This is a genomic window from Psychrobacter sp. CCUG 69069 (assembly GCF_021023115.1).
Lineage (GTDB): Bacteria > Pseudomonadota > Gammaproteobacteria > Pseudomonadales > Moraxellaceae > Psychrobacter > Psychrobacter namhaensis.
Genome location: NZ_QQAI01000015.1, coordinates 25,660 through 51,904 on the forward strand (window position 1 = coordinate 25,660; position 26,245 = coordinate 51,904).

Annotated in this window: 24 protein-coding genes and 1 pseudogene; 17 read left to right on the forward strand and 8 right to left on the reverse strand. The window is 45.2% G+C overall.

Translation table 11 applies throughout. The features are described from left to right. Positions 1–176 precede the first annotated feature (176 nt). From pheT to rpmI, 4 genes are all read right to left on the reverse strand, one after another. Positions 177–2,591, reverse strand: a complete 2,415-nt coding sequence (gene pheT, locus DVY93_RS09900) for a phenylalanine--tRNA ligase subunit beta (RefSeq protein WP_230710578.1) — start codon at positions 2,589–2,591, stop codon at positions 177–179. A gap of 54 nt (positions 2,592–2,645) precedes the next feature. Then, complete coding sequence (gene pheS / locus DVY93_RS09905) at positions 2,646–3,701, reverse strand: phenylalanine--tRNA ligase subunit alpha (RefSeq protein WP_230710580.1); 1,056 nt, start codon at positions 3,699–3,701, stop codon at positions 2,646–2,648. Between the two features lie 303 nt (positions 3,702–4,004). Next, positions 4,005–4,361 (reverse strand): 50S ribosomal protein L20, encoded by a 357-nt coding sequence (gene rplT, locus DVY93_RS09910; protein WP_011281252.1) that lies wholly within the window; start codon positions 4,359–4,361, stop codon positions 4,005–4,007. Between the two features lie 135 nt (positions 4,362–4,496). Further along, on the reverse strand, positions 4,497–4,694 hold the full coding sequence (rpmI, locus tag DVY93_RS09915; RefSeq protein ID WP_011281253.1) for a 50S ribosomal protein L35: 198 nt from the start codon (positions 4,692–4,694) through the stop codon (positions 4,497–4,499). Between the two features lie 435 nt (positions 4,695–5,129). Here rpmI and DVY93_RS09920 point away from each other — a divergent pair, with 435 nt between their 5' ends. From DVY93_RS09920 to DVY93_RS09950, 7 genes are all read left to right on the forward strand, one after another. Then, positions 5,130–5,573 carry a thioesterase family protein gene (locus DVY93_RS09920; RefSeq protein ID WP_230710582.1) on the forward strand — a complete coding sequence of 148 codons (444 nt, stop codon included), beginning with the start codon at positions 5,130–5,132 and terminating at the stop codon, positions 5,571–5,573. Positions 5,574–5,755: 182 nt separating this feature from the next. After that, positions 5,756–6,592 (forward strand): bifunctional phosphoribosyl-AMP cyclohydrolase/phosphoribosyl-ATP diphosphatase HisIE, encoded by an 837-nt coding sequence (gene hisIE, locus DVY93_RS09925; RefSeq protein WP_230710584.1) that lies wholly within the window; start codon positions 5,756–5,758, stop codon positions 6,590–6,592. A gap of 193 nt (positions 6,593–6,785) precedes the next feature. Beyond that, positions 6,786–7,058 carry a Sec-independent protein translocase subunit TatA gene (gene tatA, locus DVY93_RS09930; protein WP_198334440.1) on the forward strand — a complete coding sequence of 91 codons (273 nt, stop codon included), beginning with the start codon at positions 6,786–6,788 and terminating at the stop codon, positions 7,056–7,058. 50 nt (positions 7,059–7,108) lie between these two features. Further along, positions 7,109–7,705, forward strand: a complete 597-nt coding sequence (gene tatB, locus DVY93_RS09935) for a Sec-independent protein translocase protein TatB (protein WP_230710586.1) — start codon at positions 7,109–7,111, stop codon at positions 7,703–7,705. Then, on the forward strand, positions 7,705–8,586 hold the full coding sequence (gene tatC, locus DVY93_RS09940) for a twin-arginine translocase subunit TatC (RefSeq protein WP_230710588.1): 882 nt from the start codon (positions 7,705–7,707) through the stop codon (positions 8,584–8,586). The genes tatB and tatC overlap by 1 nt, the downstream gene beginning before the upstream one ends. A gap of 218 nt (positions 8,587–8,804) precedes the next feature. Then, on the forward strand, positions 8,805–10,304 hold the full coding sequence (locus DVY93_RS09945) for a UvrD-helicase domain-containing protein (RefSeq protein ID WP_198334475.1): 1,500 nt from the start codon (positions 8,805–8,807) through the stop codon (positions 10,302–10,304). Positions 10,305–10,377: 73 nt separating this feature from the next. Further along, entirely contained in the window at positions 10,378–11,403 is a 1,026-nt protein-coding gene (locus DVY93_RS09950; protein ID WP_198334438.1) for a tRNA dihydrouridine synthase, read from the forward strand. Between the two features lie 46 nt (positions 11,404–11,449). Here DVY93_RS09950 and DVY93_RS09955 read toward each other — a convergent pair whose 3' ends face one another. Together DVY93_RS09955 and DVY93_RS09960 are read right to left on the reverse strand one after the other, a co-directional pair. Then, positions 11,450–11,875 (reverse strand): MAPEG family protein, encoded by a 426-nt coding sequence (locus DVY93_RS09955; RefSeq protein ID WP_193005545.1) that lies wholly within the window; start codon positions 11,873–11,875, stop codon positions 11,450–11,452. A gap of 14 nt (positions 11,876–11,889) precedes the next feature. Then, positions 11,890–12,303: an OsmC family protein gene (locus tag DVY93_RS09960; RefSeq protein WP_198334437.1), complete on the reverse strand. Its 414-nt coding sequence runs from the start codon at positions 12,301–12,303 to the stop codon at positions 11,890–11,892. Positions 12,304–12,767: 464 nt separating this feature from the next. On the opposite strand from DVY93_RS09960, the gene DVY93_RS09965 reads away from it, so the two are divergent. Beyond that, a complete protein-coding gene (locus DVY93_RS09965; RefSeq protein ID WP_193005547.1) occupies positions 12,768–13,286 on the forward strand; it encodes an RNA pyrophosphohydrolase in 519 nt (172 codons plus the stop codon). 115 nt (positions 13,287–13,401) lie between these two features. Here DVY93_RS09965 and DVY93_RS09970 read toward each other — a convergent pair whose 3' ends face one another. Then, on the reverse strand, positions 13,402–14,220 hold the full coding sequence (locus tag DVY93_RS09970; RefSeq protein ID WP_193005548.1) for an NRDE family protein: 819 nt from the start codon (positions 14,218–14,220) through the stop codon (positions 13,402–13,404). A 516-nt stretch (positions 14,221–14,736) separates the two neighbouring features. Between DVY93_RS09970 and urtA the strand changes: the two genes are divergently transcribed. The 6 genes and pseudogenes from urtA to lgt all read left to right on the forward strand — a co-directional run bounded on the left by urtA (position 14,737) and on the right by lgt (position 21,905). Further along, a complete protein-coding gene (gene urtA / locus DVY93_RS09975) occupies positions 14,737–16,014 on the forward strand; it encodes an urea ABC transporter substrate-binding protein (RefSeq protein WP_230710605.1) in 1,278 nt (425 codons plus the stop codon). A gap of 190 nt (positions 16,015–16,204) precedes the next feature. Next, a complete protein-coding gene (gene urtB, locus DVY93_RS09980; protein ID WP_230710590.1) occupies positions 16,205–18,064 on the forward strand; it encodes an urea ABC transporter permease subunit UrtB in 1,860 nt (619 codons plus the stop codon). A gap of 10 nt (positions 18,065–18,074) precedes the next feature. Beyond that, the gene (urtC, locus tag DVY93_RS09985; protein ID WP_230710592.1) at positions 18,075–19,145 is read left to right on the forward strand and encodes an urea ABC transporter permease subunit UrtC; all 1,071 of its coding nucleotides are present in this window, start codon (positions 18,075–18,077) and stop codon (positions 19,143–19,145) included. Between the two features lie 161 nt (positions 19,146–19,306). Continuing rightward, positions 19,307–20,059, forward strand: a pseudogene (gene urtD, locus DVY93_RS09990) (urea ABC transporter ATP-binding protein UrtD); the annotation flags it as partial. Between the two features lie 32 nt (positions 20,060–20,091). Continuing rightward, positions 20,092–20,790, forward strand: a complete 699-nt coding sequence (gene urtE / locus DVY93_RS09995; protein ID WP_230710594.1) for an urea ABC transporter ATP-binding subunit UrtE — start codon at positions 20,092–20,094, stop codon at positions 20,788–20,790. Positions 20,791–21,020: 230 nt separating this feature from the next. Continuing rightward, positions 21,021–21,905, forward strand: a complete 885-nt coding sequence (gene lgt, locus DVY93_RS10000; RefSeq protein ID WP_198334433.1) for a prolipoprotein diacylglyceryl transferase — start codon at positions 21,021–21,023, stop codon at positions 21,903–21,905. Between the two features lie 221 nt (positions 21,906–22,126). Here the strand turns inward: lgt and DVY93_RS10005 are convergent. Further along, positions 22,127–23,214 (reverse strand): IS3 family transposase gene (locus DVY93_RS10005; protein WP_230710596.1). Its coding sequence is split into 2 segments (ribosomal slippage): positions 22,127–22,962 and positions 22,962–23,214, totalling 1,089 coding nucleotides; the frame shifts between segments, so codons are not numbered across the junction. 110 nt (positions 23,215–23,324) lie between these two features. Here DVY93_RS10005 and DVY93_RS10010 point away from each other — a divergent pair. Genes DVY93_RS10010 through DVY93_RS10020 form a run of 3 tightly spaced genes read left to right on the forward strand, consistent with a single transcriptional unit; the run spans position 23,325 to position 26,100 of the window. Beyond that, on the forward strand, positions 23,325–23,483 hold the full coding sequence (locus tag DVY93_RS10010; RefSeq protein ID WP_230710598.1) for a hypothetical protein: 159 nt from the start codon (positions 23,325–23,327) through the stop codon (positions 23,481–23,483). Further along, the gene (locus tag DVY93_RS10015) at positions 23,483–25,591 is read left to right on the forward strand and encodes a site-specific integrase (RefSeq protein ID WP_230710599.1); all 2,109 of its coding nucleotides are present in this window, start codon (positions 23,483–23,485) and stop codon (positions 25,589–25,591) included. Before DVY93_RS10010 ends, DVY93_RS10015 begins: the two co-directional genes overlap by 1 nt. Further along, on the forward strand, positions 25,588–26,100 hold the full coding sequence (locus tag DVY93_RS10020) for a hypothetical protein (protein WP_230710601.1): 513 nt from the start codon (positions 25,588–25,590) through the stop codon (positions 26,098–26,100). The genes DVY93_RS10015 and DVY93_RS10020 overlap by 4 nt, the downstream gene beginning before the upstream one ends. Positions 26,101–26,245 lie beyond the last annotated feature (145 nt).

Sequence of the window (26,245 nt, forward strand, 5' to 3'; positions counted from 1 at the left end):
TATGAGGGTAGCTATTATAAAGGTTTTTTGCCTTCTTTTTCACAAAGATTGCATTAAAGTCCTTTATTAATAACCACTTAGCACGCCCTATCAATAACAGTTTTTACAAATAGCAATGCTCTATAGCCTCAAAAATGAAAAGACTATAGAGCATCACGTGTTAACGATAACAAATTTTAGCTGTCACGCAGCTGCACTGCGTGTTGGTCAACCAGCGCTTGCACCACCTTATCAGTGGCCGTTTTTACTGCTTCGTCAGACAAGGTTTGCGTACTGTCTTGCCACACTAATGCAAAAGCTAATGAACGCTGTCCTGCTGGTACGTTGTCACCTTGATAAACATCGAACAACCAAAGATCGGTCAATAGATTACCGGCAGCAGTACGTATCGTTGACGCTAGCGTTTGTACGCTAGTATCGCTATCTACTAAGATGGCAATGTCGCGACGTACTTGTGGGAATTTACTAGGCGTGGTGATCGCATGCTGCTCACGGGCGAGAGTCAGCAACGGCGCAAGTGACAATTGAGCCACCCATGTCGTAGGCAAATCCAACTGTTTGGCCGTGCTTGGATGCAACTGACCTAGCCAACCAACGTATACGTCGTCGATATATAATTTAGCGCTTTGGCCGGGGTGCAAGAAGGCAAGCCCACTACGCTCATAGCGAATACGGGCGCTATCGATTTGCGCTGGTAGCAGTTGCTCAATATCGTGTTTTAAGTCATAAAAATCTAGCGCACGATTTTGATAAGCTTGCTCATCCCATACGTCACCCACTGCCACCAAAGCAATACTTGGTGTTTGGACCAAGTCGCTCACGCTCTGACCGACGAAGCTAAGGCCTGTCTCAAAAAAACGGACACGTGGCTGCTGACGGTTTAGATTGTACTGTACACATGGCAATAAGCTAGAGAGCAAAGTACGGCGCATCACCGCCAAATCACTAGAGATTGGGTTGGCCAATGCCAAAACCTCACCCAATGCTTCATCATCGAGCAAGGCTTCTAGTTTTGCATCGCTAAAGCTAAAGCTAATCGCTTCCATATAGCCGTTGTCGACCAGCGCCAGCTTCATCTCATGAATCAAGTCTGCGGTATCGTCATAATCCATACTCACTTGCAAATGCGGCAAGACACTTGGAATATTGTCATAGCCATAGATGCGGGCAATCTCTTCGATCAAGTCCTCGAGGATACTCATATCAAAGCGATAAGACGGCGGCTTGCAAACCAGCGCGTCGCTCTGTTGCTCTACGTCAAAACCCAGTTGGATTAAGATACGCACCATCTCTGATGGATCAATCTCAATACCAATAACGTCACGGACTTTAGCGATTGGCAACGTGATGGGCGCGCACACTGGCAGATATTTAGAGTGCTCAACTGTCACGATCTGTCCAGCTTGCCCCGCCGTAATGCTAGTGATTAAATCACAAGCTCGTGCGAGCGCAATCTCTGGTAACTCAAAATCCACTCCACGCTCAAAGCGCTGTGATGCATCAGTATGAAGACCAAAGCGGCGTGCGCGTGCAGCAATCGCTAACGGGTTAAAAAAAGCACTTTCTAAGACGATGTTGGTCGTACTGTCGGTGACACTACTACGCTGACCGCCCATGATACCAGCAAGTGCTAACGCCCCTTTGTCATCGGCAATCACTAACTCATCACCCGTTAAGGTAATGGTCTGCTCATTGAGCAACGTCAGGCTTTCTTCAGGCTGTGCCAAACGCACCACGATATCGCCTTTGATCGTATCGGCATCAAACGCATGTAGCGGCTGCCCCAACTCCATCAACACATAGTTGGTCACATCGACTAAGAAGTTATGCGAACGTAATCCGGATTGCACCAGCGCGTCTTGCATCCATTTTGGTGTGTCGATACTACGATCGATATTGCTAATAGATTGCAACAAATAACGTGGACACGCTTCTATTGCACTGACGGTTACGGCGGGCGTAGGCGTATCAGCGCCGTTATCAGTAACTGCCACATTGGCAGGGATCTCTGGCATTTGCATCGGCAAATTGTTAATGACCGATATCTCGCGGGCAATACCGCGTACGCTAAAGCAATCGCCACGGTTTGGGGTGATTGAGATATCCAATATCTGATTGTCTAAGCCTAAATAGTCACGGATATCGGTACCGACTGGTGCATCAGCTGGCAGCTCAAGCAGACCATCAATGCTATCGGTTAAATCAATCTCGGATGCGCCGCAGAGCATACCGTTTGAGGCCACACCGCGCAGCTTGCTCTTCTTAATTTTAAACCCTTTTTTATCGTCGCTTGGCAATACGGCCCCAACGGTAGCCACTGGTGCTTTCATACCAACAGTAACGTTGGGTGCGCCGCAGACAATTTGTACGGGCTCAGCGTCACCGATATTCACCTGTGTGACGCGTAGCTTATCCGCATCTGGATGCTGCTCGATGCTGATGACTTCACCGACGACCACGCCACTGAATGCACGGGCAACCGCATAGCGATCATCAATCTCTAGTCCTGCCATGGTCAACTGTTCAGCCAATTGCTCACTGGTATTATCGGGATTTACCCATTGACGTAGCCACTGTTCGCTAATTTTCATAAATATCTCGAATCAAATTTTTGGAGTAAAGGTAGACGTATTAACAACGAAACTCTAGCCAAATTGCTTTAAGAAGCGTACGTCGTTTTGGAAAAACAAACGCAAGTCATCGATGCCGTAATACAGCATCGCAAAGCGCTCAATCCCCATGCCAAAAGCAAAACCTGTGTATTTGTCGCTATCGATACCGCAGTTGGTCAGCACTTGTGGATGCACCATGCCGCAGCCCATCACTTCAAGCCATTTGCCATTATCGTCGAGGATGTCTACTTCAGCAGAAGGCTCTGTAAATGGGAAAAATGAAGGACGGAAACGTACGGTCAGCTCTTTGGCAAAAAACGCCTCTAAAAACTCGCTAATCAACCCTTTTAGCTCAGCAAAAGTACTCGACTCTGTGACCATGAGCCCTTCTAGTTGATGAAACATCGGTGAATGGGTTTGGTCTGAATCATTGCGATACACACGGCCGGGGCAAATAATACGAATCGGCGGCTCATTCTTTTCCATGGTCCGAATCTGCACCGGGCTGGTATGCGTACGCAGTAAATAATGCGCATCAAAATAAAAAGTATCGTGCATCGCGCGGGCTGGATGGTGCGACGGAATATTTAGCGCCTCAAAGTTGTAATAATCGCTCTCAACTTCAGGACCAGTTGCCACGTTGAAGCCTGCTTGAACAAAGTACTGCTGCATACGCTGGGTAATCATGGTGACTGGATGCAAGTGACCCTTTTGCCCACCGCGAGCAGGTAACGTAATATCAATACTCTCGGCTTCTAACTTGGCATTGAGCGCGGCGATCTCAAGCTGCTGCTGCTGATCGCTCAGTGCTTGCTGAATGCGGCTACGCACCTGATGCAACCAGCCACCGTAGGTCTTTTTATCGTCAGCATCGAGCTTACCCATCTGCTTTGACCAGCCCGTTAATGGGCTTTTCTTACCAGTCAATTGCACTCGTAAGTCTTGTAGGGTACGCGCATCGGTTACTTGCAGAACTAAAGCTTCAGCGGCACTCGCAAACTCGATAAGCTGAGCTTCATTAAGCTCATTGAGCTCTGAGGACAAGGTCGGTAGCGCCGACAAGTCGTTGGTGGCGGCAGGGGTAGTCATAAGACGCATTATTCCTGATTTAAACGGGCTGTTAATTGTAGGGATTTGACCAAATATTGCAAACCATTTACCCAGTCATTTTAGTACAAAGACAGATGATATGAATGGCTTGAATATTTAGACGGTGATCAGCGTGTTTTGACGTCAATAAAGTCCAACATCGCATACGCTTAAAATAATTTAATATAAAAAAAGCCACCGACCAGCGGTAGCTTTTATTAATATCGTACTATTAATCAATATTAGTCCTATCCGTTTAGATACTTGCTTAAGTAAGCCTGATACCTAAAGGATGGGTAATATTTAGGCCAATTCCGCTTTTGCTTTTTCGACCAATGCTGTGAAAGTCGCTGCATCATGCATAGCGATGTCTGCTAGAACGCGACGATCGATGGCGATGTTAGCTTTTTTCATGCCATTGATAAAGCGGCTATAGCTTAAGCCGTTTAAGCGTGCACCAGCATTGATACGTGCGATCCAAAGACGACGGAAAGTACGTTTTTTGTTGCGACGGTCACGATATGCATATTGACCAGCTTTGGTCACTGCTTGTACCGCTACGCGGTAAACACGTGAACGGGCACCGTAGTAGCCTTTTGCGCGCTTTAAGATTTTTTTGTGACGGCGATTTGCCTGTACACCACGTTTTACACGGGCCATAATTTACTCCAAGATTTCTTTAATCATTGTTAAACGAATCACGATGTCATTGAATAATAGACATCGTTGTCAGATTGCAAAGTCAGATATCTTTAATCAAATAATTTTTAATTAAACACAAGTGACAATAGGCTATTAGATGTATGGGCACATACGACGAACTGCTGCTTCGTCAGACTTGTCCACCATCTTAAGACCGCGCAACTGGCGAATACGCTTAGCTGATTTCTTGGTCAAAATATGGCTTTTGAATGCTTGCTTACGCTTAAAGCCGTTCGCTGTTTTTTTGAAGCGTTTAGCGGCACCGCTTCTGGTTTTCATCTTAACTTTCATGATGATTTGCCTCTTTTTCTGTGTTAGAACCTGGTCGTCAAATAGTAATAATGAATAATCATCATATAAACAACAACTATCTCTCTATTTGCCTCGAGGTGGGAGGCGCTATTTTAGCAGATAGCACGTTGTTTTGCCAAGTAAAGTTTTGGCTCTCTTCTAGTCGCCCATAAAGACAAACAACCTGTATGAGCTGAGTGACGATCTGCTCATACAGCATCCTAATAAAACGACGAATATTTTTCTAAATAGATTGAATGTCAGTTGCAGCTGTGCTTTAGTAACACTAAGCTTTGGTATAATCTAAGCACCGATAAAGCAACGCTATTGACCACTTTTATTGACTCTACATCCTATGGTCATAATCATTATGACGCAGCCCACCTATCCCATGATAAGCAGAGCTCATCACCTGCAATCAGTCTAGGAGATAACGTGTCAAAACATGAGTTAAACTTTGATAATGATCTATTCGTCTTCGAGACGGTAATGCGTGTGCGTCATACCGAAATCGATACTGGGCAATATATGACGCTTGAATCCCTGACCGCTTTATTATCTGAGGCACGCTTAAGATTTTTATATTCTAAAGGTATTAAAGAGGTCAACGCGGACTATCAAGGCTTAGTGGTTGATGAGTTACAGCTACATATCATGAGCCGTGTACGGGTGCGTGAAGAGCTATTGTTTGAGGTGGGCGTTGAGCCACTGTATGATAAGGGCGGCAACTTGATGACAAGAGTCACCCGTATGTACACGGGTGAAACGGTGGCAAAAGCACGGCAGCATTTTGTCAATTATGACTTTCGCCTGAATAAGACAACTCCGCTTGATCACACGATCAAAGAAGCATTGTATCCGCATCTGTTTAAGCATTAAAATGACGCTATACATCAGGCGCACGTACAATAACAGTGTGTCAGCTTAAACAGCAACTGACTCAAACGTTGCCCTTATACCGATAACAGTCTGACTCAAATCATTCAGACCATCCATAGAATGGTCAATGGCTAACCCCTTACCCTTTTTTTACTTTTTCACTATAAGATGATAGACATATTATGACTTTACCTGCTTGGCTGACCGCCATAAATTTTAATGCTGATGGTTTAATTCCGGCAATTGCTCAAGATCACAAGTCAGGTCGTATTTTGATGATGGCTTGGATGAATAGCGACGCACTGCAATTGACTGCGCAAACACAAACCGCGGTTTATTTTTCGCGCTCGCGTGCCAAATTGTGGCACAAAGGAGAGTCGTCAGGTCACACTCAGACAGTACACGATATTCGCTTGGACTGTGACGCCGATGTGATTGTGCTTAGTGTCACCCAAGCGGGTGGCATTGCTTGCCACACTGGGCGCGAGTCTTGTTTTTACCAGCGTTTAGATTTGTCTGGCCAAACACCAGAATGGCAGACGGTTGATAAAGTCCTAAAAGACCCTGCTGATATTTATCAGGCCCATGAGTCTACCAGTGCCAATTCTCAAACCAAAAACACTCGCGCAACTGCCAACTCTGACACGGGCCAAGCACGCGTTGATAAAAGCTCGGTGTTACAACAACTGGATCAGGTATTGGTAGAGCGAAAACAAGCCGATGCTGACAGCTCTTATGTGGCCAGCTTGTACGCTAAAGGATTGAATAAGATATTAGAAAAAGTTGGTGAAGAGAGTACGGAGAGTATCATCGCTGCCAAAGACTTTGCCCATTGTGATAAAAATAAAGACAAAGCGCAGTACGATGAGGCCCGTCATGAGCTTATTTATGAAGTGGCGGATGTCTGGTTTCATACCTTGGTTGGACTGGCGTGGTTCGATATAGAGTCAGATGCCGTATTAAACGAGCTGGGTCGGCGCTTTGGTCTCTCAGGAATCGATGAAAAAGCCGCGCGTTAACTTGTAAAATGACAAAATAAGCGCCTAATCTATTTGATTGTGGTTGCTTTCACCTTTTTGTCATAAGGGCAGGTTATAATATAGCTCTGTTTCACTTCAAACTATATATCGATGCTTTTTGTTTTATTTTCACGCTTTTATAAACTCAAAGCACGCATATAAAGACTGAAAACCAAGTCACAAGGATACCATTATGGGTAGTTTTTCTATTACGCATTGGCTGATACTGTTGGTTGTGGTGGTTGTCGTATTTGGCACCTCAAAACTCAGGAATGCTGGCAAAGATTTGGGCGGTGCGGTCAAAGGCTTTAAAGAAGCGGTCAAAGACGAAGAGAGCGATCATGCCAAAAAGCATGTTGTCCTCGACCACGAGGGCAATGCACGTACAACAGAACATCCAGCAAACAAAAAGGTGAATGATAGCGATATTCATACTGCGCCTGCTGATGACAAGCACAATGTATAACGCTTACAGCCTCTAGCCTGCTTCATTTAAAATAGTGACATTCAGCCGTTATGTTTGATATTGGGTTTTCTGAATTACTCCTCTTTGGCGTTATCGCCCTCATTGTCTTGGGCCCAGAAAAACTGCCCCAGGCAGCGCGTACCGCTGGGCAATGGTATGCCAAGATTCGTCGCACGGTCTCCACCCTACAGTCTGAAATAGAGGCGGAGCTGGACTTAGCTGAGACACGGCAACAAATGCAAAAAGAGCTGGCTAAAATTCGCCAAACTGAAGCAGAGATGAGGCGAGAGATGGCTGAGATGCGGGGCAATATAAAAGAGTTTGAAAGCTCGCAAAGCCATTCGATAAAGACTACCCATACCACCGTCACGAATAAAGAGCACGCAGCAGTCGGTCCAGAACCAAAGCACAATCTCAACGATGATGGTGTAGGCGCGGCCAACCGTAGCAATGCTCTGCCAGTTGCTCAACCCATGATCACCAGACCATGGGAAAACATGTGGTTTCGCCTAGGTGCTTATGACAAGGCGCGTCGTCTGCCTATGCCGCCATACTTACCGAACTATAAGGCCGATACGTTATTAAACGCTCATTTGGACAAGCCCTTAAAGCCACAGGCTTCTGTAAATCAGCAGGAAACCAAATAATGGGATTGTTCAAACGCAAAAAAAGCCGCCAAGAAAAAATCACTGATTCAGGCGTGGCTCACCCAGATATTCCAGACGTTAAAGCAACGGCAAAGGCAGACCATGACAAGGAGTCTGGCGAGGTTTTAAATGCGTTGGCTGATATGCCTATTACTGAGCATCTGATTGAACTGCGTAGACACCTCATCAAAATATGTGTGGCGGTACTGGTGATATTTTTGGGTTTAGCAGGGTTTTCACGCGAGCTGTATAATTTTTTGTCAGATCCGTTAGTCGCCCAGTTGCCTGCCAACTCGACGATGATTGCGACAGACATCACCTCCAACTTTATGGCACCGATACGACTGACCGTTTTTGTTGCCGCGTTTTTGGCGATGCCCTATATTCTCTACCAAATCTGGTCATTTGTCGCGCCTGGCTTGTATAAAAAAGAAAAGAAAATCGCTATACCAGTGCTTCTGTCTTCTATCTTTTTATTCTATGCTGGCGTGGCTTTCTCTTATTTTATCGTGCTAAAAGGCGTGTTGAAATTCTTTATCATGTTTGCCCCGCAAAACGTCCTACCGATGACGGATATCGATAGTTATCTAAACTTTGCCTTAAAATTATTTATGGTGTTTGGGTTAACGTTTGAGATTCCAGTGGTGACCTTGCTATTGATATTGGCTGGCATTGTCTCCATTCAGAGCCTAGAAGATAAACGTCGTTATATTATTGTTGGTTGTTTTGCCGTGGCGGCCGTCGTCACGCCGCCTGATGGCGTATCAATGTTGATGCTAGCGATTCCAATGTGGTTATTGTTTGAGCTTGGATTGTTTTTGGCTAAAATTTTAATCAAAGATGAGCCTAGCCCTGCTCTTGCCTCAATAGATAAAGAATAAAAGACTTAATGTCCTTACGTGGTTTGATATAAATCTATTCAATAGAAAAGAATAATGTTTTAATTTACCATTATTTTGTTTTTCTCTTATCCCATGAATGAGCTCAGTGCTTATTATCACGATTGAGCATCACTATCGTCTATCAGCCATTGTTTATGCAGTGGCTTTTTTTGCCGTCGTTGTTTTTAATCCCTTTTCGTATTTTAGGTAGCTTTATTATGTCCGCATCTATGCCAGCTTATATGAGCGATCCCACTGACGAGCAGCTGAGTGCGCTGAATATGGCAATGGATCACAAGTCATTTAAAGTGGTCGCTTATGCGGGCGCTGGTAAAACGACGACACTAAAACTGATCGGTGAACGTCTACGTGGACGCGGTTTGTACTTGGCTTTTAACAAAGCCATTGCCAATGATGCTCGCTCCAAGTTTCCGCCCCATGTAGAATGTCGCACCTTTCACTCGCTGGCCTACCGTCATGTCGCTCGCGATATTACCGCCAAACTGTCGTTGCCACGCTTTTCTCCCAAACGTCTCGGTGATGATTTGGGATTGCAACCTGTGCAAGTACGTCGGCAAATGGATGGCGTGAATAAATACATTACCCTGACGCCAGCTCGTCTGTCGCGATTCGTCAGCGATGCTGTGAGCAATTTTTGTAGTACCCATGCCAGCTATCCTGCTCCCAGACATATATTGTTTCCCAGCTGGCTCGATGCGTCAGATGCAGAGCAGCTACGTGAGATGCTCTACCCTGCCGTTGAGCAGCGCTGGCTACAGTCGATCGATGCCCGTCATCCTGCCGGTATCGGACATGACATTTATCTCAAGCTTTGGGCGTTGTCTAAGCCCAGCATTCCAGCGGACTTTATCTTATTTGATGAAGCGCAAGATGCTGATCCCTTGATGATGGGGATTTTGACTCAGCAGCCACGGCAAGTGATTTATGTGGGTGACGCGCATCAGCAGATTTACGAATGGCGCGGTGCAGTCAACGCCATGAAAAAACTTCCCCTACCGCAAACCTTATTGACCCAGTCTTTTCGCTTTGGTGAGCCGATTGCAGAAGTGGCCAATACTCTATTAAAAGCCTTGCAAGAAGACGTACCGCTAAAAGGCAATCCCAATAAACAATCCTCTACCGACAAAGGCATGGTACACAGTAAAAAAGATGCCATTTTGTGCCGTACCAATGCCGCGGCCATGGCGCAGCTATTGACGGGTCTTAAACTTGGCCATCGGGTGGCGCTACAAGCCGATACCGATCGCATGCTCAAATTCTGTCAGGCGGCAGAAAATTTAAAAAACGGCAAATCCGCTTACGGCGTACCCGAGCTGGCGTATTTTTATAATTGGGGTGATGTACAAGAGTACGCCGAAACCTCTGAGGGCAGCGATCTAAAAACCCTAGTCAAATTGGTCGACGATCATGGCACCAATGTGCTCAGCCAAGCGGTCAACAGCCTAACCAGTATCGAAAATGCTGACTATGTCATCTCCACGGCCCATAAAGCCAAAGGGCTTGAATGGGGAAAAGTACAATTGGATGATGACTTTTATTATGATGTCACCACCAATGCTGTCAAAATAAGCCCAGAAGAATTGCGCTTGCTTTATGTCGCCTGTACGCGCGCGCAGAGTAATTTGGATATTCATAATATTAAAGACTTGATATCAGGATTACAGACGGGCAAAAAAGTGATTTTCGGCAACACTTAACCCTTCTTAGTATTATCGATCAACCTAAAACCTTGATCTATTTATAACGACTTCTTAGCAGTGAATAACAAGCATGAACCATAATCAGCAGCTTCAAGCACGACAAAACACCATACACCAGTTATTTGCTGACCCTGTGCGCCTCCTTGCACCCATGGAGGGTTTGACCGATCCTTTGATGCGGCAAATCTTAACGCAAATTGCCGCCGACTTGGGCCGTCCTTATGATTGGTCAGTCAGTGAGTTTATTCGAGTCACTCAGCATCTCTTGCCTGCTCACGTATTTTATAAATACGTCCCTGAGCTGCACCATGGCGCCAAGACAGCATCAGGCACGCCCATTCACGTACAGCTACTCGGTAGCGACGCGCAGCTCATGGCAGAAAATGCGGCTTATGCTTGTGAGCTTGGCGCACCAGCCATTGATATCAACTTTGGTTGTCCTGCTAAGACCGTCAATAGTCATCGTGGCGGCTCAGTGCTGCTTGATGAACCAGAAGTGATGTACGACATTATCAGCGCCGTGCGTCGAGCTGTACCTACCGATGTTCCTGTGTCTGCGAAGATTCGTTTGGGCTATACCGACACCAGTCGCATGGATGACATTCGCGCAGCCATTGCTTCTAGCGGCGCTGATTGGCTGACCATTCATGCCCGCACAAAAACCCAAGGCTATAAGCCGCCTGCCTATTGGGATAAAATCCAAAATTTTAATGCGCTTAGCATTCCAGTGATTGCCAATGGCGAGATATGGACAGCAGAGCAAGCAAAGGATTGTATGACTCAAGCAGCAACCCCCCACCTAATGTTAGGTCGCGGCGCAGTCACTCGTCCCGATTTGATTGCACAAGTCGATAGTGACCGTCATAAAAATTCAGAAAATACGACGATACTATTGTGGCAAGATCTGATCGCTCATCAGATTAAATTCTTAGAGGGCGCAGCTAAAAATGACGTGGTTTTAGTGGGTCGCTATAAGCAGTGGCTGGGTATGCTGACCAAAGGTTATCGTGAGGCGCAAACCCTGTGGGAAGGTATCAAACGAGAAAAAAACAAAGCAGCAATTATTAGCGCACTGTACACCAGTGTAGGCGAATAATTCACTGCTTTTATATTAAAAAAAGGATGTTTATCACTATCTGTCGTTAAACACTGACTCGAATCGCTAAGTAAAATAACATCAAACAACAAGCAATCGATAACACCCACAGGATGGAGCGAAATGTCGCCAAATTGGTGATGTACGCCGCGCAATACCCAATACGAATCAACACATACAGCCAAGCCAATGTATTGATAATCAGTTGCGGCACAAAGAACAACATGGCCACCAGTACTGCTGCCAAAAATACCGGCAAGGTTTCATAGCTATTTTGCTGTGCTGCGTTAGCACGTGCGGCCGCACCCGTCGTACGCTGCAGAAAATCACGCGGATGCGCATTGTCAGTCAGACTAAAGCCACCAATGATTTTTGCTGTCAACGCCATTAAAAGCGGCAGTAGGCTTGCTACCACCATGGCCCATATTGCAGAGGCAGCGATATCAGGGACCAATCCAAAGAGTGCATTCATTATTTTCTTTGCCCCTACCCTGCGATAACTTCAAAATCATGCGTGATATTCACGCCGCCTTGTGCCAACATCCGGCTGGCCGAGCAGTATTTTTCTGCTGATAGATTCACAGCCTTTTCAACTTGTTTGTCTTTAATGTTTTGACCCGTCACAACAAAATGCATATGAATGTCAGTGTATACCGCTGGTACTGTTTCAGCACGCTTGGCGGTCAACTCACAACGTACATCTTGTACCTCTTGGCGAGATTTCTGCAGAATCGATACCACATCATAACTCGCACAGCCGCCAAGCCCTAACAAAATAAGCTCCATCGGGCTTGCCCCTTTCTCCTTATCGGCATCGATTTGTACCTCATGTCCTGACGGTGAGACGCCCATAAATGCTTTATTTTCTTGCCACGTAACGCTTGCTTTTGATTCTGACATCTTAGATTTCCCTTAGTTGCTTTTTAATTGGCTTCTTTTTAATTGGTTTTTTTTACTTAAAAAACTGATTATCGAGGTAGGCTATTATGATTTTATACCATCGTTTATTGGGTTAGTGTAGCATAAGCCCAAACCAGATTTTATAAAGACATCACTTACCTAAAAGCCTCTTCGTTTATCCCTTTACTGAGCGGCTGGCCATGAATCAGTCGTCAACCATAAAAATATCTGTGATGTAGACCGAAAAACGCCCAATTATAAACCATTGATTTTAAACGGTTAAACTCGTGAAACATTTTATAGCAAAATACTGTTACACATTTTGCTTGTTTCTTGGTTTAATAACGGTAATGAATCTTATTTTTGCCTGATAGCGATAACAATCACCCTATAATAATTATGCTTGCTGTCATGGTATCAGGTCGAAATAAGCGGTACTTTAAACAAATTAAAAAGGTTTAGTCATGATAGATGCAGACGGCTTTCGCGCCAACGTCGGCATCATCTTGGCAAATACACAAGGGCAAGTTCTGTGGGCAAAACGTATTGGTCACAATGCTTGGCAATTCCCGCAAGGTGGTATCGACCGCGGGGAGACGCCGATGGATGCGATGTATCGCGAGCTCTGGGAAGAGGTCGGCCTGCATCCACGTCATGTAGAATTATTGGCAGTGACGCAAGATTGGTTGCGTTATCGACTGCCAAAACGCTATGTGCGGCATGGACAGTACCCTTTATGTATTGGGCAAAAACAAAAATGGTTTTTGCTCCGCTTAGATGAGCCAAATACTCAACATATTCGCTTTGATGAAGGAAAGCCAGAATTTGATCATTGGCAATGGGTCAGCTACTGGTATCCACTTGGACAAGTGATTCACTTTAAACGAGGAGTCTATCGTCGTGCTTTGCAAGAGTTGGTGCGCGAGCTTCCTCTAAAACAAGAGCTGATCATTCCTGAACAAGACAATCATTTGTTGGTGTGAAGATCGCTCGGTTGATAACACAACAATACTCGGTTGATAACACAATAATAGATACCCACGATAATCGCTAGAGATTTTAGCCATTATCGTGGGTATTTTTTATGAGCAAGTTTTATCATCGTTTTGCATCATGATGACACTCTCTACTGGTAATCCCCGCAGTAACGGTGGCGTCTTTTTTCCTGTCTTTATGCAACGTTAAAATACTTTGGGTACGCGTCCCATAAGTTGGTGTGTTCTGATCCTTACTGCCAAAAGCAACAGGCTCGATATAAACAGAAGACAGTACCTGCTCAATCTCAACAGCTACGCCCGTATTGGGCAGTTTGTCCGCTGGCGCTTGTGTGTTGTCTGATAACACATTGAAGGCCGCCTGTTGCCAGTGCGCAGGCGAGCTGTTCTCTGCAATCAACGGCAACACTTCTTGCCGTAACCGTGCTCGTAAACGCTCGGTTTTAAACCAGCTTTCTTCTGGTTGGCCGTTGGAGAGAACGTGCAGTCCGGTATATAGTGGCGTGGGTGCATGGCCGCGATTATTGACGATGACCGCTTGGGCGGCGTCACCAACGATAAGATTGAAGCCCGCATAGTCTTGTAAGCTCACCTGCCGCGCAAACGTCATTGGGCTTATATTGCTGGTCAAAAAACGCGTTACCAGCTCACCGCGCGAACGTTCGTTCGAACCTGCCTGTACGCCATCACGAAAGTTCAATACCGCAGCCCAGCGTCCGTTCTGTTGGTGAAAATCTGCACTTTGCTCTTGGTGAACCCCCAACCAAGTACCACCGCTTTGGCTGTCACGCCCAGCATAGATTGGCTGGTCGGGCCACTGGTGCAACCTTTCAGTTGGACGCTGTAAAAACTCATCGCGGTTTGACAGTAGTACCAATGGCAGCTCATCAAACAACTGCCAAGCAATGGCGACAATACACATAACACTCCTTTTGTAGAATCATTCAACGCGTAGACACGTAGGCACTCTGACACGAGTAACAATCCTCGTTTTAGATTTTATTTGCTCATCTCTAAAAAACAAAAACCACAATGGATTAACGCAAATGGACTGTTATATAAAATTAAAAACCTATAACCGTCCAGAATCACGCATGCCTTAACGATATCACCGTAGCCGTTTTGGCGATTTTTAGCAATAAATGTCTTTATATCTGTAATTCAGCCCTTCTATCTTGCTGCACCAACCTTTTTTATTCTCACCTTTATGGTGCAACTTATGCACAGTCATGCACTAAATTAAGGAAAATAGCCGATAATATTTGATTATTGCTCAACTATTACTCGATTAGGGGACTTTTTGACTTGGCATGGAACTTGAACTCTTAATTAGTGTTCAGGAGCAGTATTTATCTTTGTGTTTATTTAGGAGATGTCCATGTTTTCGTTACCCATGCTAGCCAATCCTCAATTTATTAACGCTCATTTCCACGGCAAAATGAAATCACACTTTTCGCTATTAGCCATTGCCGTCGTTGGTAGCTTGAGTCTCGCTGGCTGTCAAAAGCCTGCTGAGACTGCGACAACAGAGACAACGACAGAAACCACAACCGTCCCTGTGGCTGACGGCGACACAATCAAAGTAGGCATCTTACACTCGCTGTCTGGCACCATGGCCATCTCTGAAACCTCTTTAAAAGACACTGCGCTAATGACCATTGATGAGATCAATGCCAATGGCGGCGTACTTGGTAAACAACTAGAACCTGTGGTCGTTGACCCTGCCTCTGATTGGCCCTTATTTGCTGAAAAAGCCCGTCAGCTATTAACACAAGACAGAGTCGATGTGATTTTTGGCGGTTGGACATCGGTATCACGCAAGTCCGTACTGCCAGTGGTTGAGGAACTAAATGGCTTGATGTTTTATCCCGTACAGTATGAGGGTCAAGAGCAATCAGAAAACATTTTTTATACTGGGGCTGCGCCAAACCAGCAAGCCATTCCAGCGGTAGAGTATTTAATGAGTGAGGAAGGCGGCGGCGCTGAGCGTTTTGTATTGCTGGGTACTGATTACGTCTATCCACGTACCACCAACCAGATTTTAAAGGCGTTTTTAAAGTCAAAAGGCGTGGCTGATGAAGACATCATGGAAGAGTACACGCCATTTGGCTTCAGTAACTATCAAACCATCGTGTCCAACATTAAAAAATTCTCAACGGGCAAGAAGACAGCGGTAATCTCTACCATCAATGGCGACTCAAACGTGCCGTTTTATCGTGAACTTGCCAATCAAGGGATCAAAGCCTCAGATATCCCAGTCATGGCGTTCTCTGTGGGCGAAGAAGAGCTGCGCGGCATTGATACCAGCTTACTACAAGGACATTTGGCGGCATGGAACTACTTTATGTCGATCAAAAACCCAACCAATAGCGACTTCACCAAACGCTATAAACAATATGCCATAGACCATAACCTACCGAACGCTGACAAAGTGGTGACCAATGACCCGATGGAAGCCACCTATGTCGGTATCAACATGTGGAAACAAGCGGTTGAAGACGCTGGTACTACCGATGTTGATAAAGTGCGCATCAGCATGGCTGGGCAAACATTTGACGCTCCGTCAGGATACACATTGAAAATGGATGAGGAAAACCATCATTTGTGGAAGCCTGTCATGATTGGTCAAATACGAGCGGATGGTCAGTTTGACACCATTTTTAAAACGCCAGAGGTCATCCGAGCGCAGCCATGGAGTGAGTATATCCCCAAATAAATTGTGCTGACAAGCATATGGGCGAGAAACGCACAGATAGACATCACATCAGTAACCGTCCTCGTGCCGACTCTCCACATTTATTTTCAACCATTTACAGGCCTTCAAACCTTAACCATATCTTTACTATTTGATACACCACGTAGTAAAGGCTGAGGGTTTGTTGTCTGTGAAAAACAGGGAGCCACACATGCAGCGCCATACTTTACATCCTACCACAGGCGCCACACCCTATCGGCGCGCCTCCATTCATAACACCAGCATCAATGAAAAAATAAGCCAGTCATCTGTTTTTACGCAGTGGCTGCCACGACAGCTATTGTGGTTAGTAATACTCAGTACGGTCACGGTGGCTCATGCTCATGAGAGCCAAACCGAGCATACGCACAGCAGCGAAATGGCCAACCAAGCAAATACGGTAGCAGTGACAGCATCTGCGCTAAATACGCCCAGTGACACCCTGCAAACTCAGCATGAGCAATCGCTCATCACGCCAGAATCAGCACCAACCAGCCTGCCCTCGACTGCGGCCTCAGGGGACGCTATCGAGCAGTTTGTGGCGGGTGATTTTGGTCAGCGGCAAGCCATGCTAAGTCACTGGCCAGGTTCGGTTGAGAGCCTGGATAATTTGGTGGCGTTCATTGAAAATGACGAGCTATATCAAGGTAACGGTGGAAAAACTTATTTGCTCAATGCCGATGATCAGCTGTTTACTTATCCTGATAAAAAAGAGACGGCAGATTGGCCAAGTGACTTAGCACCAATCACCCTGACCAATGCGCTCCGCTCGGCGCTTATTTTTGGGCGCGCCAAGGTCAAGCTAGAATCTGACAAACCCGCACAGCGTCTACAAGCCGTGGCGATTTTGGCTGACAATATTGACCAAGTAGATCCCGCCATTATTACAGCGGCAGCGGCTACCGAGGACAATGCTAAAGTCAAAAAAGCACTGGCCGCATTGCAAGCGCGTATTAACTTCAAAAACGGCGATCTACCAATGCAAATTGCGGCGCTGTCTGTGCTTGCTGACAGCGACAGCCCGCAGGTATTGGTTGATATGCAGTCGGCCCTTGCCAATGATAATGTAAACCCCACGCTCGAAGCGGCCCTTATCGATGCCAGAGATAGCGTGGCGCGCCGTATCCAAATAAGCACATGGACCGGTCATATCTTTACGGGTATGAGTACCGCCAGTATTTTACTGCTGGCGGCGCTTGGTCTTGCCATTACCTTTGGTTTGCTGGGCGTGATTAATATGGCGCACGGTGAGCTGATTATGATTGGTGCGTACACCACTTATATGGTGCAAAACTTATTTCAAGCTTATATGCCAGATATGGCAGGTTGGTATTTACTTGCCGCTATTCCAGCGGCTTTTATGGTCAGCGCTATCATCGGCATGGTTATTGAGCGTATTGTGATTCGTCCATTATATGGCCGTGAGCTAGAGACTTTATTGGCGACCTTTGGGGTGAGTCTGATTTTGATGCAATTGGTACGGATGATTTTTGGTGCGCAAAACGTGGAAGTCAGTAACGTGGCGTGGCTCAGCGGCGCTTATCAAGTGTCATCAAGCCTTGTACTCCCTTACAACCGTATTGCCATCATCGTGTTTACTATCATTATCGTGGCGCTCTTGGTGTATTTACTTAACAAAACCCGCTTTGGTTTGTTTATACGAGCAGTCACTCAAAATCGCCAAATGGCGCGTGCTGTCGGTATCCGCTCCGCCCGTATCGATATGATGGCATTTGGTTTGGGTTCTGGTCTGGCTGGCATGGCTGGCTGTGCTTTGGCTCAAGTAGGCAATGTGGGTCCAGATTTGGGTCAAACTTATATTATCGATACGTTTTTGGTCGTGGTTGTGGGGGGTGTCGGACAAGTGTGGGGCGCGGTATTGGCCGCCTTAGGGCTTGGTATCAGCGGCACAGTACTCGAGATTGGTATTGGCGCTGTATTGGCTAAAATTGTGTTGTTGGTTCTTGTGATTCTGTTTATTCAGAAACGGCCACAAGGTTTATTTGCACTCAAAGGCCGCTTTGTCGAATAAGGAGACCGCTATGATATTGACCAAATTACTGTCTGATACACCGCGTAGCGCCATTTTGATTGGTGTGTGCTTTGCCATACTATTGTTAATGCCTTGGCTACACTTGATGCCAGAGACCTCCCCTTTTTACCTATCCGCCTACTGGATCACGCTCATTGGCAAAATCATGGCATTGGCCATGGTGGCCTTAGCGTTAGATCTCGTATGGGGCTACGCCGGTATTTTGAGTTTGGGCCACGGTTTGTACTTTGCCTTGGGTGGTTATGCGTTTGGCATGTACTTAACACGCGAAACGGCGGGCGACGCCTTGCCCGATTTTATGCGCTTTTTGAGCTGGACTGAAATGCCTTGGTACTGGGCGGGCACCCAAAACTTTTGGTGGGCCATGGCACTAGTGGTACTGGTGCCAGGTTTGATCGCTTTTATTTTTGGCTTCTTTGCCTTTCGCTCCAAAATCAAAGGCGTGTATTTTTCGATCATCACCCAAGCGATGGTGTACGCCGCAGCCTTACTATTCTTCCGTAACGAAACGGGCTTTGGCGGCAACAATGGCTTTACGGGTTTTACCACGCTCCTTGGCTATGACATTACAGCGGCTTCAACCCGCGCCTTGCTGTGCTTTGTTACTGCCGTCGCGCTTTTGCTGTCCTACATGGGCCTACGCTATTTGATGAACCAGCCTTATGGCCGAGTGCTGGGCGCCATTCGTGATAGCGAAAACCGCCTCCAATACTTGGGGTATCGCACGCTATGGTACAAGCTGTCTGCTTGGGTATTATCCGCCGTCATTGCAGGTATCGCAGGCGCGCTCTATGTACCGCAAGTGGGGATCATCAATCCGAGCGAGATGAACCCTGTGAACTCCATTGAAATGGCGGTCTGGGTGGCAACGGGCGGTAGAGGCAAACTGATTGGCGCCATTTTAGGCACCGGTGTGGTCAATTCGGTCAAGACCTACTTTACGGTTGCCTATCCTGAGTTTTGGCTACTGATACTAGGCGGGCTATTCGTGGTGGTCACCCTGTTCTTACCCAACGGTATTATGGGCTTGTTCGACCGCTTTAAAAAGGAGAAGCAATAATGCTAAATCATAAATCACTATCGTCCAAGCCGCCTTCTCGTGTCACGCCAAAAAGTGAGTCATTAAATAATACCCTTAGCGCTAATGGCAAGCCATCTAATCCAACCAATGAATATGGACGTACGCATGGCGGTGATGGCCTCAGTCACCCAAAATCAGCAGAGGTGGATTTTAGCCACGGCATTGCTCTGTACTTAGAAGAGGTGAGTGTTTGGTTTGATTCGTTTCGGGCTCTTAATAATTTGTCACTCTACATTGAAGAGGGTGAGCTGCGCTGCATCATTGGCCCCAATGGCGCGGGCAAAACCACGCTGATGGACGTCATTACCGGTAAAACTCGCCCCACTAAGGGCAGCGTGTTTTTTGGTCAAACCCACAACCTTGCCAGCTTATCGACCGAAGAGATCGCCGAGGCTGGCATTGGCCGTAAATTTCAAAAACCCACCGTGTTCGAAAACTTTACGGTGATGGACAATTTGTTGCTTGCCGCACCCAAAGACAAGCGCGTCGTCAAAAGCTTGTTTAATAAACTCGATGCCGACACTCGCAATACCCTTGATGCTACCCTACAGCAAATCCGCTTAACGGACAGCATAAACAAACCTGCTGGCTTGCTCTCACACGGGCAAAAGCAGTGGCTTGAGATTGGCATGCTCCTTATGCAAAGCCCTAAACTTATTTTGCTTGATGAGCCTGTGGCGGGTATGACCGATGCCGAAACCGAGCACACCGCTGAGCTGTGCCTGCGCCTCAAACAAAACCATACGCTGATCGTGGTCGAGCATGACATGACCTTTATCGATGCCATTAGCGAAAAAGTCACGGTATTGGCGCAAGGGGCTATTTTGGCTGAAGGTACGTTAGCTGAGGTACAAGCCAACGAAGCGGTGATTGAGTCCTATTTAGGTCGATAAACCACAAAACAATTCGAGGTTAGGAGACAATTATGTTACAAGTTAATGCCATCAACCAATATTACGGCGGCAGTCATATTTTACGCGATGTCTCGTTTACGGCGCCTGTGGGCGAATGTAGTGTGGTGCTTGGACGCAATGGTGTAGGCAAAACCACGCTGCTTAAATGTCTGATGGGCATATTGCCAATCAAGTCAGGACAAATTTTACTCAATGACAAAGACATCAGCAAACTATCATCTGAGCAGCGCGTACGGGAAGGCCTAGCGTACGTTCCGCAAGGGCGCGATATCTTTTCGACATTGACGGTCGAAGAAAACATTTTGATTGGTATGGCCAAGTTTTCACGTAGCAAAGCGCGGCAAGTACCCAAGCATCTGTATGACATTTTTCCCGTACTCGATGAAATGAAACATCGTCGCGGCGGAGATTTATCAGGGGGTCAGCAGCAGCAACTGGCTATCGCTCGTGCGCTAGCCTCTGAGCCGGCCGTACTGATTTTAGATGAGCCGACTGAAGGCATTCAACCATCTATCATCAAAGATATTGGCCGCGTCCTGCGCGATTTGGCCAATCAAGGCGACATGGCCGTTGTATTGGTCGAGCAGTTCTACGAGTTTGCCGAGGAGCTTGCTGACAACTACACCGTACTGTCGCGCGGGCAGGTAGTGTCGCAGGGGACAGGCGATAGTATGCTAGCAAACAACGTGCAAGAGTTGGTCGCCATTTAACCCCACTCGGTCACGCTCACGTGATAGTGGCAGCCCGATAGCGTTAAAGATGGCATATTTGTCCTAGGCTGTCATCTAGCGTCAATTCACCATAAAACAAATAAAGTACGGTTAGAAACGATGTCTCATCTTACCAACCTCCTGTGACTGCCGCCTCGCAATTGTGTATGCCCGGCGGATGAAATTTGCTATTATAGTCAGCACTTTATTATCAATATTATGATGCCCTTATGATGATTCATCCTCAGTACGATCCTGTCGCCCTAGCACTTGGACCCGTCGAAGTCCATTGGTATGGACTGATGTATTTACTGGCATTTGCTGCCGCTTATGGTTTGGCATGGTATCGCAGCACCAAACGCGACAACTGGTCTACAGACATGGTCTCGGACTTGGTGTTTTTTGGGGCACTGGGTGTCATTTTAGGGGGCCGGGTCGGCTATGTGTTGTTTTATCAATTCAGCGAGCTGCTAGAAAATCCCGCTTATCTATTCAAGGTCTGGGAAGGTGGTATGTCATTTCATGGTGGCCTCATCGGTGTCATGCTTGGTATGCTGTATTTTGCCCGCAAGTATAAAAAGACACCCTTTCAGGTGCTTGATTTTATCGTCCCTTGCGTACCGACTGGTCTGTTGTTTGGCCGTATTGGTAACTATATCAATGGTGAGCTGTGGGGCCGCGTCTCTGATGGCGGTTATAATTGGCTCACTTACTTTCCTCAGGCGGCGGGCTTTGATATGCAGCTACTACAGGCCAATCCTGAGCTGCAAGATATTATGATTGAGGTCAATGGACAGTATCTACTGCCGCGCCACCCGTCACAGTTGTATGAAGCTTTTGCCGAAGGGCTGCTACTGTTTCTCTTTTTGTGGTGGTATTCCTCAAAACCTCGTCCTCGTATGGCAGTCACTGGTGTTTTCATGTTGGGTTACGGTTTTAGCCGCTTTATCATCGAGTTCTTCCGTCAGCCGGATGTCGACCAAGGATTCATTTTGTTAGGTTGGATGACCAAAGGACAAATTTTGAGCGCCCCGATGATTATTATTGGTCTGTTCTTGGTCGGTTACGCTTACAAACGCGGTATCTATGATTGGGGCAAGCAAGCTGCTTATTAAGACGGTTGCTTCAATACCGACAGTGATAACTTGAACAATAGGGCAAATGGTGACAAACACCTACCCTAGCAATACTTTTAACAATGACAGTGTTTATAACGATAATTCGCTCAGTTAGTAGGCGCTGTCGGCAGTAATTAAAGAGCATTTTTTATGATCAATGGCAACCAAAGTAATAACGAGGGTAACCCTCCCAAACTTAAGACACCTAATAAATAGAATTAAGCTGCCTGATTGAGTTTCTGTATCGGTGTAAAACCGCCATTGCCCATGTTTGGGCGCTTATGATTATAATGGTATAACCAGTTTTCTGCTTGTGCGCGTACCTGCTCTAGATTATCAAACAGCTCCTGATTTAACCAATCATATCTCATGGTTCTGTTAAAGCGCTCTACATACGCATTTTGCTGTGGATTGCCAGGTTCAATATAGCTTAAGATGATACCTTGCTGTTCAACCCAGTCTTTGAGCGCATTGCTGATGTATTCAGGGCCGTTATCGCATCTTATCTGCACAGGTTTGCCTCGGTACTCAATAAGCTGATTAAGACTGCGTATGACCCTCCCGGCCGGTAGCGAGAAGTCGACTTCAACGGTGAGTGCCTCACGGTTGTAATCATCAATGACATTGAACAGTCTAAAGCCGCGGCCATCAGTTAAGCCGTCGTGCATAAAGTCCATGCTCCAGCTTTGGTTAATCCTATCAGGTACTGCTAATGGTATTGGTTTAGCACGTTTAATGCGACGCTTAGGCTTGATTCTAAGGTTGAGTTCAAGCTCGCAGTAGATGCGATATACCCGCTTATGGTTGTACGGCAGTCCTAGCACATTACGCAAGGTTAAAAAGCACAAGCCAAAGCCCCAGTTCTTGTTCTCATCAGTCAGTTTGATAAGTAAGTCCGCTATTTGCTGGTTCTCATCTGTTACCACCGACTTGTGATAATAACAGGTGACGCTGATGTTAAAGATACGGCAAGCACGGCGTATGCTAATGCTACGATCTTCAATGTAGTGACAAACCAACGCTTTGCGCCTTTGGGGCGCTACCACTTTTTTGACATAGCATCCTGTAGGATGTCGGATTTAAGACATTCATCAGCGTACATCTTCTTTAAGCGGGCATTTTCAACTTCAAGCTCTTTAAGACGGCTGATAAGTGTGGCGTCCATACCACCATATTTAGATCGCCAGTTGTAGAAGGTGCTTTGGCTGATGTTATGCTCACGGCAGAGCTCGGTAATAGGGACGCCTTGTTCGGCTTGTTTTAGGATGTTGACGATTTGGTTGTCGCTAAAGCGTGTCTTTTTCATAGGATTCTCCTGCTGGTGTATTTTAGCAGTTAATCTCTATTTGTAAGTGTTCTTATTTATTGGGGGGATTACCGCGTGACTATACGCTTTTGAAAGAGCACTCCCGTGTCATGGATACACCCTATGGGCATGTTATTTCAGAGAATTTAGAACTGATAAAAGGTATTACAGAACCTGAACTATCTAATTTTTCCTTAGAAGAATTAGAAAATGGACGGCGTTTAGCAGAATACATTGAAACGACCACACTAGTTGATGGAGTAATCTAATGGACTATGAAAAAAAGCTGAATGTATTAACAGGTTTTGCAGAACATCGTTTATATGTTTTAGATGCTCTAGACCATGCTACAGTTCAAAAGAAGAGACACCTTCAAAATAATTACACAGATGACATAGAGTATGTGACGTACCTTATGGACAAACCTGTATCGAAATTATCAAAGTTTTCTGACATGTGTTGGAATTTTAATAACGACTATCCTAATGCTGCACAAAATGTCCAGGGAGCAAAGCTCCGCATTAATTTTTCAAAGTATACAGAGATCCCAATATTCGTTTTAACAGAAATTAAAGTTATATTGGAGTTGGCTCTGCTAAACAATTCGATTTTCAAGCTTCAAAGTAAGGAAGGCCAAAGTCGAACAAAAAAAGTCTTAAAAGCAAACTCTTTAATTACAATTTTTGAAAATGGATTAACGTTTATTAATGAAATATTTAAACAGGCATCTCATGAGCTAGGCTATGAGTTTGTTCAGGAAAAAATCAGAACACTCTCCGATATAACACCCGAACTGTATTCCAAAGCTGCTGAAAACTATGATCGCGTAAAAGGTGTAGAGCTAGATAAATTTTTCAAATATCTACGCAGTCCAGCGTCGGTTCAGTATGTATTTGAAAAACCTATCGCTTATGTAGAGTTAAATAGCCTGAAATGGAAGAGACTTGCTAATACTAATACTTCGAAAAAAGAACAAGTACTGCCAGATCTGGTATTTGAATCTCTCTCGAAAATGGCTTCCTTTATCATAGTGGACTTTTTAAACGCTATAGGAGCTTCAGCAAAGATATCAGATCCTAACTCCTTAGAAAGATTTAATACAAGCAACCACGTTTCATGGGCAAACGAAGAAGGAGTAACCCACGAAATTTTAAATGCTTATATTGCTATGAGATTAGGAACTAAAGGCTATCCTTCAAGTTTCATTACAAACATAATTGAACCCTATGATTGGATGCTCAAAAAAGACTCTAGTGTCATGGGTGGACGAACTTTACGTAACGCATTGAAAAAACGTGGTTACAAGTTAGATAATCTTAGAGAATACTTTAACCTCGTAGCGTATGCCTGCGCGTATTTAGTGGGTCAATATACAGGTATGAGACCATCTGAACTATCAGAAATAAGAGTTCAGGATTGTTCGTGCTTAATTCAAAGTGACTCCGTCTGGCTGATTGAAAGTACGGTCAAAAAGCATAAAGATGAAGTTAGTACAGGTTTGTTTGACGACAGATGGGTAGCTATACCAATTGTTAAGGATGCAGTATTAGCAGCTTCGTATATCTCAAAAATTAAGGCGTCGCCCTACTTAATTTCTAATGTAGATACTGTTAAACCTGATAACTCCCCCCAGTCAATGACTAGTACTGGTATCGTGTATCAAATGAATAACTTTATTAGCCAACTCTTAGGCGAAAAAGTTGCTAAAGAACTAAAATTCAATCCATATATGTTAAGACACACATTAACATATCAATTGTTTAAGGCTGAAGTTGGATTGCCTCTTATATCGTTTCAATTGAAACATTTTGTAGAGAGCATCTCTAAGTACACATCTACTGGCGCCACCTCGTCAGTTACGTTAGGCTACGGTGATATAGGTGAGATGCTGTCAAAAGACGGCAACCGAAAAGGTGATACGAAATCACTGCGCCGAGCAGCTGAATTAGATGCTATTAAAACTGCCCATAATCCAAATGGTACATATTATGGTGGTAAAGCGAGTGAGCATAAAAAAGGTCTGATCAAGACGTTTAGTGGATATATGGCTGAAGGATACACAGAGGATGAGATTTATGAGGCTATGGTAGATCAAGGGGTTGCCATGGTCTATATGGGACAAGGGCTTTGCTATGGTGGTAGAGCAGAAGAGTATGACTCAAGCCTACCATGTATTGGTTCACTGCGTTGTAACCCAGCTCGATGCAAACAAGCCGTTGTAACTACTAAGCATGCTCCTAAATGGCGTGAAGTTTACATGTTAAATAAAACCAACCTCAATAAACCAGAATATTCAGACAATCGAGAGCAAATTCTATCAGCAATGAACGAGGCCAAAATGGTATTGGAAAATCTTGGTGAGGCAATCGAACTATGAGTAATGAAGCTTATGATCAAAAAAATAATGACGACTATGAAGCAATAACTTCTGCTCTAAATATTGCCCTAATAGATCTTGAAAATAATAAAAAACTAAAACCCACTATAGCGCAACTTTCGAAGATGACTGGTATTCATCGAAATACTATTACAAACCGTGGTTGGCCTGTCCAAAAGCTAAATCAGATCAAAGATATCAGAAAAGCTGAAGAGAAATCGCGTAAAGAAAAAAAAGCTATAGATAACGCTGATGTTAAGAATGCGCTTGAAGCAAAAATGATTCAAGCACAAAATGAGGTTATCTACTGGTTTAATGAATATCAAGATATAAAAAGAGTCACTCAACACTCAGATAAACGGTTACAAAAAATGAGAGAGTCACGAGATTATTATAAAACACAATCTGATACAGATAAAAGGTCGTTATTAGAAGCTAGACAGGAGATTAAAAAACTGAGACAAATGTTAGCTTTAAAAGATGCAACACCGAACCAGCTGATGCACTAATCTATCGAAAACTACCTATGCTATAAAAAGTATAAACTTAATTTCCTTGTACTTAAAAGCTAGCAAGAGCTTAGCTAACAAATATATACCTTATAGCATAAATCACATATATTAATACTTTATGCCTAACAGAAATTTATCATCT

Bases quoted from the DNA above. Each gene is read 5' to 3' on its own strand.
- pheT (WP_230710578.1), bottom strand. From the start codon at position 2,591: ATGAAAATTAGCGAACAGTGGCTACGTCAATGGGTAAATCCCGATAAT.
- pheS (WP_230710580.1), bottom strand. From the start codon at position 3,701: ATGACTACCCCTGCCGCCACCAACGACTTGTCGGCGCTACCGACCTTG.
- rplT (WP_011281252.1), bottom strand. From the start codon at position 4,361: ATGGCCCGTGTAAAACGTGGTGTACAGGCAAATCGCCGTCACAAAAAA.
- rpmI (WP_011281253.1), bottom strand. From the start codon at position 4,694: ATGAAAGTTAAGATGAAAACCAGAAGCGGTGCCGCTAAACGCTTCAAA.
- hisIE (WP_230710584.1), top strand. From the start codon at position 5,756: ATGACTTTACCTGCTTGGCTGACCGCCATAAATTTTAATGCTGATGGT.
- tatA (WP_198334440.1), top strand. From the start codon at position 6,786: ATGGGTAGTTTTTCTATTACGCATTGGCTGATACTGTTGGTTGTGGTG.
- tatB (WP_230710586.1), top strand. From the start codon at position 7,109: ATGTTTGATATTGGGTTTTCTGAATTACTCCTCTTTGGCGTTATCGCC.
- tatC (WP_230710588.1), top strand. From the start codon at position 7,705: ATGGGATTGTTCAAACGCAAAAAAAGCCGCCAAGAAAAAATCACTGAT.
- DVY93_RS09945 (WP_198334475.1), top strand. From the start codon at position 8,805: ATGTCCGCATCTATGCCAGCTTATATGAGCGATCCCACTGACGAGCAG.
- DVY93_RS09950 (WP_198334438.1), top strand. From the start codon at position 10,378: ATGAACCATAATCAGCAGCTTCAAGCACGACAAAACACCATACACCAG.
- DVY93_RS09955 (WP_193005545.1), bottom strand. From the start codon at position 11,875: ATGAATGCACTCTTTGGATTGGTCCCTGATATCGCTGCCTCTGCAATA.
- DVY93_RS09960 (WP_198334437.1), bottom strand. From the start codon at position 12,303: ATGTCAGAATCAAAAGCAAGCGTTACGTGGCAAGAAAATAAAGCATTT.
- DVY93_RS09965 (WP_193005547.1), top strand. From the start codon at position 12,768: ATGATAGATGCAGACGGCTTTCGCGCCAACGTCGGCATCATCTTGGCA.
- DVY93_RS09970 (WP_193005548.1), bottom strand. From the start codon at position 14,220: ATGTGTATTGTCGCCATTGCTTGGCAGTTGTTTGATGAGCTGCCATTG.
- urtA (WP_230710605.1), top strand. From the start codon at position 14,737: ATGAAATCACACTTTTCGCTATTAGCCATTGCCGTCGTTGGTAGCTTG.
- urtB (WP_230710590.1), top strand. From the start codon at position 16,205: ATGCAGCGCCATACTTTACATCCTACCACAGGCGCCACACCCTATCGG.
- urtC (WP_230710592.1), top strand. From the start codon at position 18,075: ATGATATTGACCAAATTACTGTCTGATACACCGCGTAGCGCCATTTTG.
- urtE (WP_230710594.1), top strand. From the start codon at position 20,092: ATGTTACAAGTTAATGCCATCAACCAATATTACGGCGGCAGTCATATT.
- lgt (WP_198334433.1), top strand. From the start codon at position 21,021: ATGATGATTCATCCTCAGTACGATCCTGTCGCCCTAGCACTTGGACCC.
- DVY93_RS10010 (WP_230710598.1), top strand. From the start codon at position 23,325: ATGGATACACCCTATGGGCATGTTATTTCAGAGAATTTAGAACTGATA.
- DVY93_RS10015 (WP_230710599.1), top strand. From the start codon at position 23,483: ATGGACTATGAAAAAAAGCTGAATGTATTAACAGGTTTTGCAGAACAT.
- DVY93_RS10020 (WP_230710601.1), top strand. From the start codon at position 25,588: ATGAGTAATGAAGCTTATGATCAAAAAAATAATGACGACTATGAAGCA.